At 65.5% G+C, this 19,566-nt stretch carries 13 protein-coding genes; 12 read left to right on the forward strand and 1 reads right to left on the reverse strand.

Annotated elements, in window-relative coordinates:
- Positions 1-4 precede the first annotated feature (4 nt).
- From greA to AC5P5M_RS10700, 11 genes are all read left to right on the forward strand, one after another.
- Positions 5-469, forward strand: coding sequence for a transcription elongation factor GreA (gene greA, locus AC5P5M_RS10650; protein ID WP_026347191.1), 465 nt, complete (start codon positions 5-7; stop codon positions 467-469).
- Positions 470-473: 4 nt separating this feature from the next.
- Positions 474-1,391 carry a phosphoglycerate mutase gene (locus AC5P5M_RS10655; RefSeq protein WP_495205844.1) on the forward strand — a complete coding sequence of 306 codons (918 nt, stop codon included), beginning with the start codon at positions 474-476 and terminating at the stop codon, positions 1,389-1,391.
- A 174-nt stretch (positions 1,392-1,565) separates the two neighbouring features.
- Positions 1,566-3,323, forward strand: a complete 1,758-nt coding sequence (gene recJ / locus AC5P5M_RS10660) for a single-stranded-DNA-specific exonuclease RecJ (RefSeq protein WP_445394518.1) — start codon at positions 1,566-1,568, stop codon at positions 3,321-3,323.
- 200 nt (positions 3,324-3,523) lie between these two features.
- Entirely contained in the window at positions 3,524-5,767 is a 2,244-nt protein-coding gene (locus tag AC5P5M_RS10665; protein ID WP_065175609.1) for a type VI secretion system Vgr family protein, read from the forward strand.
- 19 nt (positions 5,768-5,786) lie between these two features.
- Complete coding sequence (locus tag AC5P5M_RS10670) at positions 5,787-7,403, forward strand: hypothetical protein (RefSeq protein WP_495205845.1); 1,617 nt, start codon at positions 5,787-5,789, stop codon at positions 7,401-7,403.
- A complete protein-coding gene (locus AC5P5M_RS10675) occupies positions 7,400-7,528 on the forward strand; it encodes a hypothetical protein (protein WP_006441023.1) in 129 nt (42 codons plus the stop codon). Before AC5P5M_RS10670 ends, AC5P5M_RS10675 begins: the two co-directional genes overlap by 4 nt.
- A gap of 19 nt (positions 7,529-7,547) precedes the next feature.
- Entirely contained in the window at positions 7,548-11,978 is a 4,431-nt protein-coding gene (locus tag AC5P5M_RS10680) for an RHS repeat-associated core domain-containing protein (RefSeq protein ID WP_495205846.1), read from the forward strand.
- A 1-nt stretch (position 11,979) separates the two neighbouring features.
- Positions 11,980-12,480, forward strand: a complete 501-nt coding sequence (locus AC5P5M_RS10685) for an SMI1/KNR4 family protein (RefSeq protein ID WP_053519334.1) — start codon at positions 11,980-11,982, stop codon at positions 12,478-12,480.
- A 53-nt stretch (positions 12,481-12,533) separates the two neighbouring features.
- Positions 12,534-13,400: a hypothetical protein gene (locus tag AC5P5M_RS10690; protein WP_495205847.1), complete on the forward strand. Its 867-nt coding sequence runs from the start codon at positions 12,534-12,536 to the stop codon at positions 13,398-13,400.
- A gap of 177 nt (positions 13,401-13,577) precedes the next feature.
- Positions 13,578-14,165, forward strand: a complete 588-nt coding sequence (locus AC5P5M_RS10695) for an SUKH-4 family immunity protein (protein WP_481526382.1) — start codon at positions 13,578-13,580, stop codon at positions 14,163-14,165.
- A 162-nt stretch (positions 14,166-14,327) separates the two neighbouring features.
- A complete protein-coding gene (locus AC5P5M_RS10700; RefSeq protein WP_495205848.1) occupies positions 14,328-17,234 on the forward strand; it encodes a DUF2135 domain-containing protein in 2,907 nt (968 codons plus the stop codon).
- 64 nt (positions 17,235-17,298) lie between these two features.
- Here the strand turns inward: AC5P5M_RS10700 and AC5P5M_RS10705 are convergent, their stop codons facing one another.
- Positions 17,299-18,507 (reverse strand): acyltransferase family protein, encoded by a 1,209-nt coding sequence (locus AC5P5M_RS10705; RefSeq protein WP_197571078.1) that lies wholly within the window; start codon positions 18,505-18,507, stop codon positions 17,299-17,301.
- A 175-nt stretch (positions 18,508-18,682) separates the two neighbouring features.
- Here AC5P5M_RS10705 and AC5P5M_RS10710 point away from each other — a divergent pair, with 175 nt between their 5' ends.
- Complete coding sequence (locus tag AC5P5M_RS10710) at positions 18,683-19,543, forward strand: LytTR family DNA-binding domain-containing protein (RefSeq protein ID WP_193396347.1); 861 nt, start codon at positions 18,683-18,685, stop codon at positions 19,541-19,543.
- Positions 19,544-19,566: the final 23 nt, after the last annotated feature.

Here is a 19,566-nt window from a genome sequence, read left to right on the forward strand (position 1 = left end):
CCCCATCACGATGAAGGGCGCGCAGAAGCTGCGCGACGAACTGGATCACCTGAAGTCGGTCAAGCGGCCGAAGGTGATCGCCGCGATCGCCGAAGCGCGTGAGCATGGCGACCTGAAGGAGAATGCCGAGTACCACGCCGCGCGCGAGGAACAGGGCTTCATCGAAGGCCGCATCAAGCAGCTGGAAGGCGAGCTGTCGCACGCCGAGATCATCGACGTGAGCAAGCTCAATGCCGGCTCCAAGGTGGTGTTCGGCGCCAGCGTGACCCTGGCCGACGTGGAAACCGACGAAGAGAAGAAGTACCAGATCGTGGGTGACCTCGAAGCGGATATCAAGCTGGGGTTGATCGCGATTTCCTCGCCGGTGGCGCGCGCGATGATCGGCAAGCTGGAAGGCGATTCGATCGTGATCGACGCCCCGGCTGGGCAGCGCGAGTACGAGATCGTCAGCGTCAGCTACGTGGACTGAGCACGTGGCGACGGCGACCCTGCTGTTGCCCGCACGCAGCCGCTTTGCCGCGGCTGCGCTGCCGGACGATGTGGCACGTGCGCTCGGCCGTGCCACAGCGGTGCAGGTCGAGCCGGGTGAACGGGCGCAGCTGATGCGCCATTTCAAGGTCGCCGCGCCGCACTGGCCGGTGGCCGCGCTGACCCGCCAGCGTGACGTGGGCGATGCGGCCGGTGCCAGCTGGCTGCGCGCCGATCCGGCCTGCATGGTGCCGGACATGCATGGCGCGCGGATGATGGCCTACGGCGAAACCCTGCGACCAACCCTGGCAGACAGCCTCGCCCTGCTGCCGGTGCTGCAGCCGTTGTTCGCCGAGGCCGGCTTCGTGCTCGACGCGCCTGATCCGTCGCGCTGGTATCTGCGGCTGCCGATCGATACCGCACTGCCGGCGTTCGACGGTCCCGACGAGGTGCTCGGCGATGACCTGTTCTCGCACCTGCCGGAAGGCGAGGGCGGCCGCCGCTGGCGGGCGCTGATGACCGAGGCGCAGGTGCTGCTGCACAACCACTCCTGGAACCAGCAGCGTGCCGCGCAGGGCCAGCAGCCGATCAATTCGCTGTGGTTCTGGGGCGGTGGCGTGATGCCGGTGTCGGTCAGCACGGTGCATGCGCAGGTGCGCAGCCGCGATGCGCTGCTGCAGAGCCTGGCGCAGGCCGCTGGCGTGGCGGTGGATGGTGAGCAGGCTGTCGATGCGCTGGTTGACCTGCGCCAGCTGCGTTCGCTGCAGCAGTTGGGCAACGAGGCGATCCGCCCGCTGCTGGCCGCGTTGAAGCGTGGCGAACTGCGGCGGCTGGTGCTCGATTTCGAGGACGGCCTGCAGTTCCAGCTCGACCGTGGCCAGCGCTGGCACTTCTGGAAGAAGCCGCGGCAGCTGCACGATTGAGCGGGGCCTCGGTCGAGCGGGGTCGGGTCCGTTTTCCATCGGAGAACGGCTCTGACCCCGATGTTTGCCGGGGTTGCCGCCAGCGGCCGGCACTACCGCAGGTGCCGGGCGCAATCCCGCCAGCCTCTCCCACGCGCGGTATCATCCCTCTGTCTTTCGTAACCGGCGATGCCGATGTCCCTTGCCGCCGATCCAGCGCTGCCGTCTTCCGATACGCCGACAATCCGACGCCGTGAGGCAGCTACGCCGGCTGCATGGCCGGAGGGAACGCTGCCACTGCTCGCACGTCTCTATGCCAGCCGTGGCGCGGGGACGCCGGAACTGGCGCTGCCGAAGCTGGGCAATCTGCATGCCCCCGAACTGCTGACCGGCATCGACGCTGCGGTCGATCTGCTGATCGAAGCCATCGCCAACGACAAGCGCATCCTGGTGGTTGGCGATTTCGATTGCGATGGCGCTACCGCCTGTGCGGTCGGCGTGCGCGGCCTGCGCATGCTCGGCGCACAGCATGTCTTCCATGCGGTGCCCAACCGGATGGTGCACGGCTATGGACTGTCGCCCTCGCTGGTGGAGGAACTGGCCGCGCTGAAGCCGGACCTTCTGGTCACCGTCGACCACGGCATTGCATGCCATGCCGGCGTCGCGGCCGCAAAGGCGCGTGGCTGGCAGGTGCTGGTCACCGACCATCATCTGCCGGGCCCGCAGTTGCCTGCGGCCGACGTGATCGTCGATCCGAACCTGGATGGCGACGCATTTCCCAGCAAGTCGCTGGCCGGTGTCGGCGTGATCTTCTACGTGCTGATGGCGCTGCGCCGGCGGATGCGCGAGGCCGGCGTGTTCGCCGATGGCAAGGGCCCGGACCTGACCACGCTGCTGGACCTGGTGGCGGTCGGCACCGTCGCCGACCTGGTGGCGCTGGATCCGAACAACCGCGCACTGGTCAGTGCGGGCCTGCGCAGATTGCGTTCGGGGCAGGGCTGTGTCGGCCTGAAGGCGCTGATCGAAGCCAGTGGGCGCGACGCCGCGCGGCTGACCGCGACCGACATCGGCTTCGCCCTGGGCCCACGCCTGAATGCCGCCGGTCGGCTGGAAGACATGGCGCTGGGCATCGCGCTGCTGCTGACCGAGGACCCGCGGCAGGCGCGCGACATCGCGCAGATGCTGGAGCAGATCAACAGCGAGCGCCGCGCCGTGCAGCAGTCGATGACCGACGACGCGGAGCAGGCGCTGGCGCGGGTCGTGCTGGATACCTCCGGCCAGCGTCCGGTGGCCGCCTGCCTGTTCGATGCGGACTGGCATCCGGGCGTGGTCGGTCTGGTGGCCTCGAAGATGAAGGATCGCCTGCACCGGCCGGTGATCGCCTTCGCGCCGGCCGAGCCCGGTGCCGACACCCTGCGTGGCTCCGCGCGTTCGATTCCGGGCCTGCATATCCGTGACGCGCTGGCATTGGTCGATTCACGACATCCCGGCCTGATCGAACGCTTCGGCGGTCACGCCATGGCGGCCGGCCTCAGCCTGCGGCTCGATCATGTCGACGCCTTCAAGGCGGCCTTCGTTGCCGTCGTGCTGGAGATGCTCGACCCAGCGGCACTTCAACAGCAGGTGCTCAGCGACGGCGAACTGGCAGCGGACGAGCTCGACCATCGCCATGCCGATGCGCTGCGCCTGGCCGGTCCTTGGGGGCAGGGCTTCCCGGAGCCGCTGTTCGATGGCCATTTCGAAGTGGCCAACTGGCGCGTGCTGAAGGAACGCCACCTCAAGCTGGAACTGCGCCTGCCTGGCGTGCCTGGCACGATCAACGCGATCCATTTTGGCGGCTGGCACGGCAATGCGCCGAGCCGCCATGTGCATCTGGCCTACCGGCTGGCCTGCGACGACTATCGCGGTGGTAGCGCCATCCAGCTGATTGTCGAGCATTGCCTGCCGGCGTGAGGCAGCGTTCGCGCACTCACGCCGGGGCCAGCGTTGGCGACGGGGTCGCGGGGAAGGAAATGTGAGGAAATTCGCAGTTCCTTGAATTTCCTTAATGAATTCATCTCTTTATCCAGAGGCAAAAGCGTCAAAAAGCTGGCGCATGTCACCTGCCGGTGGCAAAGTCGGGCCACGACCAACATGGGACGACGGAACGCCCGATGTACGCCGAATCACTGCTTCCCGGCGCCGCACTGCAGCGCCTGCACCAGGACCGACGCCTGATCCGCGTCGAAACCGCTCTGGATCCGGACACTTTCCTGGTCAAGCGTTTCGAGGGCAGCGAGGCGGTGTCCAGCCCGTTCGCCTACCGTATCGAACTGCTGTCGGTCCAGCCGCGGCTGGAGCTGAAACAGCTGGTCGGGCAGCCGCTGCGCCTGCAGCTGGGCGATGAATTCGGCAACCGCAGCGTGCACGGCTACGTTCGCGAGTTCGCCAGTACCGGCCAACAGGCCCAGTTCAGTGCCTACCGGGCCGAGCTCGCGCCCTGGTTCGCCTTCCTCGATTACACCTGCAACTGCCGGATCTTCCAGGACCGCAACGTGCTGCAGATCATCGAGGAGGTGTTCCAGGGCTACGCACAGCTGGCGAAGTTCCGCTACGACCTCAATGCCGGCAAGCTGCCGCCGCTGCCGTACTGCGTGCAGTACAACGAGTCCGATTTCGCCTTCGTCAGTCGCCTGCTGGAAGATGCCGGCCTGTACTACAGCTTCGTCCATGACGAAGAGGGCCATACGATGGTGATCAGCGACGATTCAACGCTGAGCACCGCGCACGGCGAACCGCAGCCCATCGCGTTCGTGTCCGACCAGGGCACGTTGGCCAGCACCGGTCTGCACCGCTGGGGTGCACGCCGACGCGTCGGGCCCAGCGTGCAGACCCTGCGCAGTTTCGACTTCAAGCAGCCGGGCCAGACGCTGGATGGCAACCAGGGCAACCAGGTGCCGCTGGGCCTGCTGCCGCCGCTCGAGCAGTACCGCTACGACGGTGCGGCGCGTTTCACCAACAGCCGCATTGGCCAGGCGCTGGCGGCGGTGCGCAACGAGGAAGTCGCGTGGCCGACCAAGCTGTTCGAGTGCGCGGGCAACGCCGGTGAGCTCGATGCCGGCGCCTGCTTCGAACTGGAGCGGCACCCGGATTTCATCGGACGTGACGATACCGACCGCAGCTTCTTCGTGGTGAGCGTGCAGCGGGAAGGCCACAATAATTTCGCTGCCGATTTCGGCAGCGCTGAAGCCCCGAGTGTCGAAGTGCAGGCCGAGGTGCTGCGCCGTCGCATCCCCTACAGGCCGCTGCGGCGGACGCCATGGCCACGCATGCCGGGTCCGCAGACCGCCACCGTGGTTGGTCCGCCGGGGGAGGAGCTGCATGCCGACCGCTACGGCCGGGTGAAAGTGCAGTTCCATTGGGACCGCCAGCTGGATCGCCGCGAGAATGCCTCGTGCTGGATCCGCAGTGCGAGTCCGTGGGCAGGCGCCGACATGGGTGGCGTGTCGCCGCCGCGCGTGGGCCAGGAGGTGATCGTCGATTTCCTCGATGGCGACCCGGACCGCCCCATCATCACCGGTCGTGTCTACAACGAGGACAACATGCCGCCGTTCGGCATGGAGGTGAGCGGCCTCAAGTCGAAGACGGTCAAGGGCGCGGGCTGGAATGAGATCACCATGCATGATGGCGCCGGTGGCGAGCTGCTGAACATGCGGGCGCAGCGTGACATGGTCACCACCGTGCTCAACGACCAGAACGCCAGCGTCAAGAACAACAAGTCCACATCGGTGTCGGTCAACCATCGAATGGACGTCGGCGCCAACCAGGACATCAGCGTCGGCGGCAACCGTGGCATCACGGTCACCGGCACCGACACGCTCGGCGTTACCGGCACCCGCACCACCAATGTGACCGGCGCGGTGACCGAGAAGTACGAAGCAGGGGAAACCAAGACGATCTCTGCGGCCGGCTATACCGAAACCATCACCGGCGACTTCAAGACCACCCTGACCGGCAACTTCACCAGCCAGCGCACCGGCACGTGGACCGAGACCGTCACCTCGACCTCCAGTCGCACGGTTGGCGGACTGGTGACGGAGACGCTGAACGCCGCGCGGGAGGTGACCATTACCGGTCATGACAAGCGCAGCGTGCAGGGCAAGGTCGACGACAGCAATGTCGGCGAGCGGGTGATCGACGTCACCGGCAATTTCAGCCAGGACGTGACCGGTACGCACAGCCAGGGCTCGGATGGCGCGATGAGCCTGGAGTCGGCGGTCAAGCTGTCCACCAAGGTGGGTGGCTCGGTCATCGAGATCACCGACAGCGCCATCAAGATCACCGCCGGTGGCTCGGAAGTGGTCATCGACGCAGGCGGTGTGTCAGTCAACGGCAGCGAGATCAAGCTCAACTGCTGAACAGCACGGGAGATACACCATGCAGGACACCCCCATGCTGCGCGGCCTGAACGCATTGCGCGACGCCTGGCTGGAGGCCAGCGCCGACAGCAGCAGGCGCCTGTTGGTATGGCGTCTGCCGGCTGCCGCCAGCCGCCTGCTGGCCGCGTTCTTCGAGATGCAGCGCAACGACGCAGGGCGTGATACGCCGGACTGCTTCCTGCGCATCGATACCGCCTATGAGCTTGGCTTCCGTTACAGCCGGCAGGTCAAGCAGGATCTGCTCGACCGTTATCTGGCCAGCCAGGACGATCTGCGCGCGCAGCAGGTGCCACTGGGCTGGCGTGGCCCGAGCGAAGCGCATCCGGACAGCGCGCAGGGTGTGGTCGATGTGCTGGAGAGTTTCATCGACCATCACGGCGAGCATCTGCGCCTGCTGGCTGCCGTGCTGGAACCGGAGCGTTGCGTGCCCGGTGAAGGCTTCGAGCGCTGGCTGGATGCGGCGCTGGCCGCTGCGCCGGGAGAGCGCCTGCGACTGGTGCTGGTGGATACCGAAGAGGACCCGCGCTGGCAGCCGCTGCTGGAGCGTCATGCCAGGACCGCACGGGTGGTCACCGCACCGGTCGACATGTTTGCGATTGCCCGGGATACCGCCGCGCAATCCGGTGGTCGCGGTCCGGAAGTGCTGTACCGGCAGCTGCTGGCGGACCTGATGCTGCTGCTGGAGCGAGGCAGTCCGTCGCAGGTGGTGGCCCGCGCCGGACGCGCGCAGGGCCTGGCGCAGCGGCATGGCTGGCAGGACCAGCAGTCGGTGGTGCAGATGATGGTGGCTGGTGCCTGGCTGAAACATGGCGATCACAGTCAGGCGATCAACAGCTACCGGCAGGCACGCAGCGCCGCCGAAGGTGCACGTGCCAGCGGCAATCCTGCCGCGCCGGAACTGGTGATGCAGAGCTGGTTCGGTGAAGCGGGCTGCTGGTTGGCGGCCAAGCAACCCGAGCGTGCGGCACAGACCTACCTGCAGGCATCCGCTTCCGCAGCCAGCATTCCGCACCCCATGTTCGCACTGGAGGGCCAGCGCATGGCGGGCTGGTGTCATGTGCAGGCGGGCCAGCGAGAGGCTGCGCGCACGCAGCTGCTGGAGGCGATCCGCATCGCCAAGCCGCTGGCGCCGGCCGACCGCAAGGCGACGACGCTGCCGCAGGCATTGTGGGATCTGCTGCAGCTTCAGGACGCACGACGCTGCCAGCAACTGCAGCAGGTCGCCACTGACTACCTGCAGGCCAGCACCGGCCTGCTGGAGAAGGCGGACGCGCAGGGGCGCGCACTCGGCCCGCGTCCTCCGCGTCCGGCGCTGGATGCCATCGACGCCGAGCTCGATGCCGCGCTGGAGCGCGGTTTTCATCGTGCGCAGCAGGAACGCGAGCGGCTGATCCAGGGCGGTGACGAATTCTTCCGCAAGATCGTGGCCGTCGGCCGTGATTTCCTCGACCCGGGCTGGAACGGCCTGCCGGCGATCGAACACCCGCTCGACCACGAGATTCCGGTGTGGAGCGAGCCCCCGGCGATGCAGCCGCTGCCCGATCCCAGTGGCCTGCTGCAGCCGCCCGTGGCGGCGCCTGCAGGGCCCGCCGTTACAGGAGTGGCTGTTGCATGAAGTCGAACAAGACCGTGGTGATGCTGGTGGCCATCGTGCTTGGCATCATCGTCGTGACCTGGATCAGCGCCGAGTACCGTGACGAAGTAAAGGCGTTCCTGCGCGCGTTGTTCCGCGCCTTGTAAAGCAACAGGGAGTGTTGCCGTGAGCATCGCCGCCAAGCATTTCGATCCGCAGCTGGGTATCGACATCCACATGTATGCGGTGCCGCCGTGCCCGCTGCCGACGCCGCACATCGGCCTGGTGCTCGATCCGTTCGACTACATCCCGTTCATCGGTTCGACCATCAAGGTCAACGGCGTGCATCGCGGCACCGCCGGTACCGGCGGCCTGGACATCCACATCCCGCTCGGTGTGTGGGGGCCGCCGTTGGCGGCACCGATGGGGCCGCAGTTCGACGGCGAAGAGATCTTCATGGGCAGTCGTACCGTGTCGGCCGATGGCGAGCCGTTCTCGCGGCTGGCGATGCCGGTGCTGGACTGCAATCTGGCCGGCATGATCAACCCGTTCCGGGTGAAGAAGCCGAAGAAGCCACTTCGGGCGATGTCACTGCCGACCGGCCTGAACGTGGCCATTCCCACCAGCGTCAAGGTGGGAGGACCACCGACGGTGTCATGGACCGCGCTCGCGTTCCGCGCGGCGTTCGCAGGCCTGGGCAAGCTGCGCAAGAGTGCGTTCTTCCGCAAGAAGATGGATGCCTTTGCCAATTGGCGGCGTGGCAAGTGGGGAAACCTGCCCTCGGGTTTCCTGAAGTGCAAGGTGCTTCGCGCCGAGCCGGTGGACATCCGTGATGGCAGCGTGGTGGTCAACCACCAGGATTTCGATGTTCCGGGCCGCTTGCCACTCACCTGGCAACGCAGCTACGGCTCGCGCCACGCGGGCGCGCCGGGTCTGTGCGGCGCGGGTTGGCAGACGCCGGCAGACATCCGCCTGGAGCTGCTGGCCGACGGCAGCGTCTGGCTGTCCGGCCCCGACCAGGTCGCGTTCTTCCCCGAGCTGCCGCCCGCCGAGGGAGAGGCCGGGGCGATTCTCGATTTCGTCGATGGCGCGCGCCTGCTGAGGCGGCGCGGGCAGTGGCGGGTGCGCTTCAAGAACGGCCTGCAGTACGTGTTCGGTGGCGAGCTGCCTGCAGGTGTCAGCGCGTTGCCGGGTCCGCAGTCCTGGCCGATCGAGCGCATCGAGGATGCGCATGGCAACCACTGGCGCTTCGAGCGTCGCGACGGCCATCTGGTGCGCATCGTCGAGAGCGGTATCGGTGACCTGCAGGGCCGCTTCATCGAAGTGGAGGCCCGGCACGGTCGCATCGACCGCATGGCGCTGCATGACCCGGCCACCGGCCTGGTGCATCCGCTGGTGAGCTACCGGTACAGTGCCGAAGGTGACCTGCTGGCGGCAGTCGACGCACTGGGGGCGCCACGCACGTTTGCCTATGAACGTCACCGCATGGTGCGGCATACCGACCGCGTGGGCCTGTCGTTCCACTATGCGTTCGATGCGCAGGGCAGGGTGGTGCATTCGTGGGGCGATGGTGGTCTCTACGATTATCACTTCGAGTACGACGCGCTGCTGCGCGAGACCCGGGTGACCGACTCGCTGGGGCACCTGAGCGTGGTCAAGTTCGACGAGAACCAGCTGCCGCTATGCGAGATCGACCCGCTCGATGGCGTGACGCTGTTCGAGTACGACGATTTCGGGCGCACCGTGGCGGTGACCGACCCGGAGGGGCTGCGCACGGCGTTTGCCTATGATGCGCATGGCAACCTGGTCTGCCTGACCCGCGCCGATGGCACGTCGATCCAGATGGAGTACGACCTGGACGACCACATGGTGTCGTTGCGTACGCCGGATGGTGTCGACTGGCAGCAGGCCTACAATGGCCAGGGCCTGCTGGTCAGCCAGACCGATCCATTGGGTGCAACCACCCGCTTCGACTACGACGCACAGGGCCAGTTGCAGGCGCAGACCAACGCACGGCACGCGGTCACGCAACTGCGCTATGACCGTCATGGACTGGTGGCCGCGGTTATCGATGCGCTGGGCCATCAGAGCCGGTTTGAGCATGATCCACTCGGCAACCTGCTGCGCCAGGTCGACCCGCTGGGGCAGGTCAGCCGCTACGAGTACGACGCCAAGGGACGCCTACTGGCCACCGCTGGCCCCGACGGCAACGGTGTGCGTTGCGAGTATGATGCCGAAGATCAGCTGCTGCGCTATACCGACGAAGCGGGCGCGCAGACGCGGCTGCAGTACGTGGGCATCGGACAGATCAGCAAGCGCCTGCAGGCCGATGGGCACAGCGTGGAGTACCGCTACGACACCGAAGAGCAGCTCATCGCGGTCATCAACCAGCGCGGCGAAACCTATCAGCTGGTGCGCGACGCGCTGGGCCGCATCGTCGAGGAAGTGGACTACTGGGGGCAGTCGCGGCGCTATACCTATGACGCGGCCGGACGACTGACCGCCACCGTGGATCCGCTGGGCCAGCGCATCGCCTTCACCACCGACAAGCTCGGGCGCATCACCCGCAAGACGCTGCCGGATGTACGCCATCCTGGACAGCAGGTACAGGAACACTTTGTCTACGACGTGCAGGGCCAGATTGTCGAGCTGCGCAATCCGGTGCGTACAGTGAAGCGCCGGTATGACCCGCTGGGGCAATTGCTGGAGGAACTGCAGGACGGGTTCCGCGTCGGCTATGCCTATGATGAAGTAGGCAACCGCGTACTGCGCGAGACCGCTGCCGGCAATCGGTTAGCGTTCGGCTACGACTTGCGCGACCAGACCGTATCGGTGGCCATCAATGACGAGCCGCCGATCTCGATGGAGCGCGACGCGCTGGGCCGCACCACGCGCGAGCAGCTGAGCCCGCAATTGCAACGCGAGTTCACCTACGACAGCCGCAACCTGCTGACCTCACAGTCGGTGTTGAAAGATGCCGCCCCGTTGTTCGAGACGCGTTACGACTACGACCGCAGTGGCAACCTGACCAAACGTAGCGACAGCGCACAGGGCGTCGATGAGTACCGCTACGACGCGATCGGGCGCCTGCTGCAGCATATCGACCCGAAGGGAAGGGTCGAGCGCTACTTCAACGATCCGGCCGGCGACCGGCTGCGCACCGAAGTGAAGCAGGTGCAGGCGCGCAAGGTGGTAGGCGGCGACGACGACGACCTGACCACCTGGACGCGCGAAGGCACCTATCAGGGCGTGCACTACGTGTTTGACCGGGCGGGTGATCTGGTGCGCAAGGGCGCACCGCAAGGGGATGCGCCGGATGACCTGACGCTGATCTGGGATGCCAACCATCGGTTGGCGGAGAGCCGCCGCAACGGGCAGTCAACGTACTACGGCTATGACCCGCTGGGGCGGCGGGTGTTCAAGCGCAACCCGACGCAGACGACGTGGTTCTTCTGGGATGGTGATGCGTTGCTGGGCGAAGTGCAGCAGGCCAATGACGCCGAAGAGGCGGCGCCGGTGTGGGTGGGGAATGTGGGCAGCCTGGTCGAGGTACGGCGTCGGCAGCGGCAGCTGGAGAGGCTGCATGAGCGGGTGCGGGAGTATGTGTACTACCCGGGTACGTTTGTGCCGTTGGCGTTGGTTGTAGAGCGCTCCAGCAGGGGCGTAAGCGCAACTAGCAGTGCTCCAACTCCCGCAGCGAGCGGCGCAGATGCTCTGCTACATCGTAATCGTGCTTCAATACCAGTGAGTTCCACAGTTGGGGCCAGTAAACGCGGTATCGGTTTGTTGGGCGGTGGAGCATCATTGGGCTCAAGTGGGTTAATCATTGCCGCCGAGGTGGTCGAGCGCGGTGAAAAGCCACCCGAGCCGCTTCACAGTGAAGCGGCATTTGCCGATCCCGTTTCAAGCCTAGTGGACGAGCTGGGATCTTCGGGTGCCAAGGTCAAGGAAAACCAACCGGGCAAGGAGGTATGGGTCTATCAAGTTGATCCTAATGGACGGCCCATCCGGCTGCTTTGTCGCGACGGGAGGTGCGGCTGGTCAGGCTCGTATGATGGTTGGGGCAAGTTGCATGAGGAACGCTTCGATGACGGGGTTCACAACTTCATCAGATTCCAAGGGCAGTACGCGGACCTTGAAACCGGCCTCCACTACAATAGATATCGCTATTACGATCCGCACGCGGGTTCGTATGTTTCAGAGGATCCAATTTCTATTGCTGGTGGAGTAAACATATATGGATATGCAAGGAATCCGTTCCGCTGGTTTGATGCGCTGGGGCTCTATGTAACAAAAACACTTGCTGAGTGGTTGAAGGATTACCCAGATCTATTGCAGGAGGCTAGGGATAAATTCAAGAGCGCGCCTGAGTGGCAGGGCATCGACCCGGATAGTACGCCCGTGTTCTATCGGCCGAAATCGGAAGTGGACGTTATTCGCGCTAAACCTGGAGAATCCGGTGGCCATCATCCTCACGGCTTGGCGCTGGGTGGGCCAGAGGGGCAGGTACTAACGATTACGAATGAAACGAGAAAGATTAAGAATCCGAATCATAGTGCTGCAACTGGATTGCAGAGAAGAATAATAAATGTGATAAAGGCGCAGTGTAGGAGCTGATATGAATATTCTGTATTCGAATTTCCTGGATTTTCTTGTGGGAAAGGGCTGGATTTTGGTTGGTAGGGATGGTGGTGATGGATCGCCACCTGTTATCGATGATTCGATAAATGCAGATGTTCCGGCCTTTTACTTGGAGTTTCTTTCGAATTTCACATCGCTCTCGAACAAGGATGAGTCACGGTGGTTCGTCTCAATCGAGGAGTTTGCGGGTGTCTCGGATGGCGCGTTCTCCTGGGATGAGTTTGAGAAGATGAGCATTGACGCTGCAATGACGGATGCTGATGGCGAGGATGTTCGAAAGTTCTGGGCAGAGTATTTGCCGATTTTTATGGCGGTCGACGGAGACTATCAATTCGTTGGGCTGGGCCGGAGCTCTGGGGCGGTTGTGCACGGCGTTGAGCCCGAGTTTGAAAGTGTTACTAGGCTTGCCGAGACATTCGACGAATTTCTCACTGCGGCGATGAATGGCCAGTACGACGAACTATTCTTTGGGCGCTAGTTGCCGGGTGCGCACCGGCAGCATCCGCTGGCGCGCAGACGCGGCTGCAGCACGTGGGCATCGGCCAGATCGGAAAGCGCGTGCAGAAAGTTGTTCTGATGCATGGCAGACACGAAGCAGCATTCCCGACTCCGGGTGCTGAGCTGGTGTTCTTCAACGCCCCTTTCAACACTGAGAGGCTCGCCCGGATCGAGCGGGTTCACCTCTGGTCACCTCCCGGCGACAAGCTCGAAGCGCTTCCGGAGATCCTCAAGGAAATGCGGGGTCTCAAGACGCTCAGCATTGGGCCGGGATCAATCGCACCGTCGATCATGGATGGACTCGAGGAAGGACTTCTGCCTGAGAGCATCGAGGCATTGAGCATCCATCTTGGCACGGGGACGTTGGCCTGGCCGGGCGTTGTGCTACCCAATCTCAGGACGCTGTATGTCGACGTGCCGGTGCGCTTCGACACATCAAGCTTCCCCGCGTTGAAAGTACTCTCGCTCTATCCAGACAAGTCATTGAAGAATCTCAGGCAGGCCCTGGCCCTGCCTCTGGAAGAACTGAACATTCTGAATGTCCCCGTGGATGGTGAGATCTTCAACATCCTGTCTGCATCGGCTGGTGGCCTCGAACGCCTGGGACTGTTGGGTGGCACGAAGCTCAAAAGCCTCGATGGCATCGAGACACTTGCCGCGTTGGCGTCGGTATGGCTGAAGAATCTGAGTTCGCTGACAGACATCCGTGCACTGGTGGGGCTCGAGCAGCTCAGGAAACTGGATATCCAGTACTGCAAGAAGATTGCCAACATCGAGGTCATCAATGATCTTTCCGCGCTTCGTGAGTTGACGCTCGTGGGTTGCGGAAAGGTGGGTCTGAAGAAAATACAGGCAAAGATCGAATCGCTTCAGAAGCGCACCATCGGGGCGACGACCTAGCCACATTGCATGTGCGGTGCCGGTCTGCTGAGCCAGGTGGATCGGTGCCGCTGCGCACCATCCGGCGGGTTGTGCGAGGCGGTACCGGTGCCCCGGGGACCGCGGAAGCCAGGTGTTCGGGGAAATCGCTCGTCGCGGCGTCGATCCTTGCCCGCTGAAACTGCATGAGGTTCATGCGTGACTGAAACTGCATTCTCCCGCGTTTATGCCTCGGGTTCGTTGGAGGTGAGTGCCCAGGTCCTTCGGGATTTCGGACTGGAACCGTCGACGAGTGAGCTGATGCTTCGGCTGGGGCTTCCTTCACGGCTGCCGGGCGATGTACCTCTTGTTCAGTTCGAAGTGCCCCACGTGGTCGAGATCGATGGCACCGGACTTCTGGCTATCGCGCGAGAGCCATGGGGCGAGGATCTGCTGCTGTGCCTGTCGGCGAGTGGCGAGGTACTTGCCGTGGGCGATGGCGGACGTCAGATCGTGAATGGACGCCTGTCGAGCTTCCTTGGGTTTCTCGAAGCGTATGAGGCATTCCAGGCCCAGGCAAAGGCGGATGATTCCGGTCCGATGGTCTACTCCCAGGCGGAGATGCAGGCCCGGCTGGAGGCATTCGAGCGGGGTGAGATTCCCAAGCGCTCTGCAAAGCCGCGATTCGATCGCAGTAGGGCGATCAGGACGCTGGTGTCGGAGTGGAGGAGGCTTGATGCCGCTGCACTGACGGAAGGGTCACGGTGGTCAATTGTTCTGGAACAGATCCAGGATGGCCTTGTTTGAGATGTCGGTCCTGTAAGGCGACATTCGGGCAGCAGAATCCGGACGACCACTGGGTGGCGTCCGGCAGCAATATCTTCCAGAGCCATCGCGGACGATCACCCGATCAACCCCGATCCGGCCTGCCATGCGTTGAACAGTTCGTCCTCGCTCTGGAGACGTACCATGTCGCCCGTCCTTCGTCGTGTGCTGTGCCTGCTGGCGCTGCTGCTCTGTGCCTTCACCACGGCCGCCCAGACCCACGGCCGTCCGGCCGTCCGCCCGGTTCGTGCGGTCCCGTTGCTGCAGGTCGCGGGCGCCGAGCAGCCCATCGTGCTGAGTCGGGCCTCGATCGAAGGGGAGGTCCAGGCGGGTATCGCCCAGACCCGCGTCACGTTGGAGTTCCATAACCCCAACCGCCGGGTCATGGAGGGCGAGCTGCAGTTCCCGCTGGCTGATGGCCAGCAGATCACCGGCTTCGCCTTGGATATCGATGGCCAGTTGCGCGAGGCGGTGCCCGTGCCGAAGGACCGGGGGCGTCAGGTGTTCGAGGACATCGCGCGTCGCGGCGTCGATCCGGGCCTGCTGGAGCAGACCGCCGGCAATCAGTTCCGCCTGCGTGTCTACCCGTTGCCCGCCGGCGGCAGCCGCCGTGTGCAGCTGGTGCTGCGCGAACCGCTGGCGTTTGCCGCCCACGGCTGGCAATGGACCTTGCCGTTGCAGTTCGCCGCCGGCGCGGCCTCGGTCGAGCTGATGCTGCAGGCGCCGGAGGCGGCGACCACGGGCGCAGGGCCGTTCCGCTTCACTGAGGGGCAACTGCATTGGCAGGGCCGAGGCGCCCTGTTGCCGGCGCAGCTGCAGTGGACGCTCCCGGCATCACGTCAGGCACGGGTACAGGTCGCACCGTGGCAGGACGGTCACTATCTGCTGGCACAGCTGACGGTGCCGGTCGATAACGCGCCGCGTACGCTGCCGACCGATATCGGCCTGCTGTGGGATGGCTCCGGCTCATCAGGCCGGCGTGACCGTTCGCGGGAGTTTGCACTGCTGGACCGTTACTTTGCTGTGCTGGGAAACGGCACGGTCGCGCTGACAGTTCTGCGTGACCGGGCCGAGCCGGTGCGTCGCTTCCGTATCCGCGGCGGTGACTGGTCGGCATTGCGGCAGGCGTTGCAGGCCGTCCGCCCGGATGGCGCCAGCGCGCTGGCGCAGTGGCAGCCGCAGGCAGCCGTGAAGGAGTACCTGCTGGTCAGCGACGGTCTGTTGACCTACGGCCCGCAGGTGTTGCCGACGCTCGCCGCCGACCAGCGCCTGTTCGCGGTCAGCAGTGCGGGCGCACATACCGATGTCGTTCAGCTGCGCGGTTGGAGCGAATCACATGGCGGTCGCTTCGTCGCCCTGGGAACGGATGTCGATGCCGCTGCACGCGAACTGCTGTCTTCGCCGCTGGACGTGCAGGTCGATGCGGGCCGCGGTGTACAGGACGTGGTGATCGATCGTCGCAGTGAAGCGCAGGGCTGGCTGTGGCTGCACTCGCGGCTGGCGGCGGACGGCGTGCCGATGCGGGTCCGCGTCGGCGGCCAATGGCTGGCGCTGCCCGCGACACAGACGAGCGGCAATGGAGAACTGCTGGCCGGCCTGTGGGCGCAGGCGCGGCTGCAGCAGCTGGCCGCCGACCGTCGCGGCAACCGTGAGGCGATGCAGCGCCTGTCGCAGCAGTTCGGCCTGGTCGGTCCGGATACCTCGTTGATCGTGCTGGAGACGCTGGACGATTACCTGCGCTACGCGATCCGGCCTGCCGGCGCGCTGCGGACCGAGTACGACGCCCGCTTTGCACGCGTGGTCGCTGACCGCAGCGCCGCCGAGCGCCGTCGCCTGGACGACATCGCCGCACAGTGGCAGGAGCGCCGGGAGTGGTGGCGCCGCAGCTGGCCGAAAGACACACCGCCGCAGTTGCAGGGAAAGGCGTTGGACAGGGTTGCCGTCTCTGCTTCGGCCGCTGCGCCGGTAGCGATGCTGGCGGCCGCACCTCCCGCGCCCGCACCGATGCTTGCGGCCGCGGAACGCGACGTCCAGGTGTCGCGTGCACGCGCCCGTCGCTCGGCACCTGCACAGGAAGCCGCACGCGATGCGAGCACAGGGAGCGGCGCTGCCGCAGCGCCAGAGGCGGCAGCGAACAGCGGTGCGCTCGGCATCCAACTGGCCGCATGGCAGCCAGATTCGGCCATTGCCCGGCGCCTGCGCCAGGGGCCGTCCTCGCAGCTGTACGACCGCTACCTGGCCGAGCGCGCCGCGCATGCCGACAGCAGTGCGTTCTTTCTCGACGTGGCCGATCTGTTGCTGGAGCAGGGCCAGCGGGACCTGGCCCTGCGCGTGCTGTCCAACCTGGCCGAGATGGACCTGGACAACCGTCATCTGCTGCGCGTGCTCGGCTACCGCCTGATGCAGGCCGACGAACCGATGCTGGCGGTGCCGGTGTTCGAGCAGGTGTTGGCGATGGGCGAGGAGGAGCCGCAGAGCTTCCGTGATCTCGGCCTGGCCCTGGCGGCGGCGGGCCGGCCACAGCAGGCGCTGGCGCCGCTGTACCAGGTGGTGACGCGGCCCTGGGACAGCCGGTTCAACGGCATTGCACTGATCGCGCTGGACGAGCTGACCCAACTGGTTGCACGCAGCACGCCAGGGCTTGATACCTCGGCCATCGACCCGCGCCTGCTGCAGCCGATGCCGCTGGACCTGCGGGTAGTGCTGTCGTGGGATGCGGACAACAGCGACATGGACCTGTGGGTGACCGACCCGAACGGCGAGCGCGCGTACTACGGCAATCGTCTGACCTACCAGGGAGGACAGATGTCACAGGACTTCACCGGAGGCTATGGACCCGAGCAGTTCTCACTGCGTGATGCCAAGCCGGGCAGGTACAAGGTGGAGGCCAATTATTTCGGCAGTCGCCAGCAGCTGGTGACCGGTGCCACGACCCTGATGCTGCGCCTGACCACCCATTGGGGCACGCCGAAGCAGAAGGACCAGAGGGTGACGATGCGGTTGAAGGATCGTGCCGAAACAGTGCTGGTGGGCGAGTTCGAGGTCAGATAGCGCCGAGCTCAGTTCGGGCAGGCTTGAGTCGGAGCCGGGCATGACCCGGCTCCACGCGATGGTGTCACGGTGCCGTCGCTGCGCCTGCCACCGAAGGCGATGGCGGATGGACGCGCAGGCCGAACAGGGGACGCAGCCAGCGGACACGACGGATCAGCAGCTCGTGGATCAGCAGGCAGCCGGCGACGGTGCCGGCAACCAGCAGAGCCGGTTCCAGCCAGGGGCCGAGCTGAAGGGGCCGCAGCCAGTAGAGCAGGACGATCAGCACGGTCTGGTGCAGGATGTACCAGCTGAAGACCGCCTCTCGGCAGTAGTCGAGGCCACGCCACGGCCGGTCGACCAGCACGCGGGCCCAGCCGAACATCGCCAGCAGTGCGCACCAGGTGTACAGGGCCCGGCCGACGCGCTCGGTCTGCGCCCATGGCAGCGACAGCACCCATGGATCGAGCTGGCCAAGGTCCGGCATCCGGCCCAGGGCGCGGATGCCGAGTTCGACCAGCAGCCCGATCAAGGCCAGCGCCAACGTCAGGCGCCGGCCGCGCACGAGCAGGTCCCAGCCGCGTTGCCAGCGTGCGGCCCAGAAACCGGCCAGGAACAGGGGCAGGGATTCGGCATGCACGTAGAGGTCGTTCAGCAGCGCATGGGTGGGCGGCCACGCAGGCATCACCACCAGCAGGGCCCAGGCCAGCCAGAGCACCGGCAGCAGCAGGCCGACGATCGCGATCAGGCGGTCATCGGGCCGCCATGACGGCAGCCGCGCCCACAGGGCCTGCATCGGACCGGCCAGCGCGATGGCCAGCAGGGTGTAGGGCACCAGGTACGCCAGATACCACAGGTGATTCCAGGTGAAGCCGTAGGCTGCGCCGTCGAAATGTGCGCCCGGCCACGGCCGGAACTGCCAGTAACGCCACAGGAAGGCGCCGAGTCCTGGCGTCACATCGCCCTTGTCCACCGCTTCGCAGTAGGCCTGCAGCGAGACGATCGCGACGATGCCGAACAACAGGGGCAGCAGCAGGCGTCCGCTGCGTTTCAGTGCGAACCGGTGCCGCCCGTGCCGCGGCAGCGAGAGGCCCAGAGCGATACCCGAGATCACGAACAGCAGTGGCATGCGCCAGCGGTTCAGAGCGATCATCGGCCACTGCAGCCACTCGGCGGTGTAGGCGCTCTTGAGATGGAAGCCCCAGCCATCCACATAGGCCATGGCCGCGTGGTAAAGGATGAGCAGGGCGAAGGCGAGCACGCGGAGCGTGTCGATGTCATGGCGTCGGGTCATGGCCGCAACCGGCAGGAAGGTGACGCCAGACTGCGTCCGCAAAGGTGGCGGCGTAAGCGGCAGGGGGCCACCGGTGCCGCGGTAGTGACCAATGGCGGGCGTGCCGGGATCAACGGGGAGGCTACGCTCGCTCCCTTGATGCACGCTGAGGGACCGCGACGAGATGGATGCAGCAATGGCTCAGGGCAGACTGCCGCGCTGGCGAACGTCAAGTCGTCTGCTGGTGTGGGCCGCGATCCTGTCGGCGACCGCAGTGACGAACGCACTGGTGGAAGTGATGGATTCCGGGCGCCACGGCACCGCCCTGGCCCTGTGGGAGCCCCTGGTCTGGGAGTTCAGCAGCGCCGGAGCGGTGCTGCTGACCCTGCCGCTGCTGTGGTGGGGGTGCGAGCGCTGGCCGTTGCATGCCGACACCTGGAAGCGCCTGCTGCCGCTGTACCTGCTGGCCAGCGTGGGGTGGTCGCTGCTGCACGTGGTGGGGATGATGGTGATCCGCCACCTCGCGTACGCCTCACTGGGCCATCACTACCAGGACGATGACGGCTGGTTGCAGCGCTTTGCCTACGAGTACCTGAAGGATGTCCGCACGTTCGCGTTGTTCGTGGCGCTGGAGCACCTTGCCGGCTGGTTCGGTCGCCGCCGCCAGGGTGAGGCATCCCTGCTGGCCGCGCCGGATGTCGGTCCGCCCGTCGAGCCGGTCGAGCGCCCGCAGCACTTTCTGGTGCGCAAGCTGGGCAAGGAATTCCTGGTCGCCACCGAGGACGTCGAGTACGCCCAGGCCGCTGGCAACTACGTGAATCTGAGGGTCCGCGGTCATGACTATCCGCTGCGGATCACCATGGCGGTGCTGGAACTGCGGCTGGATCCGCTGGTGTTCCTGCGGCCGCATCGCAGCTGGCTGATCAACCGCGGGCAGCTGCGCTCCATCGAGCCGCTGGATGGCGGCGAGGCCCTGCTGCACATGGCCGATGGGGCCAAGATTCCCTGCAGCAGGCGCCAGCTGCCGCTGCTGCGGCAGGCGCTGGCGGGAGGATAGGGGCGGGCGGACCTGCGGAGCGC

The organism is Stenotrophomonas sp. YJH_SMC_106-19 (assembly GCF_059368375.1).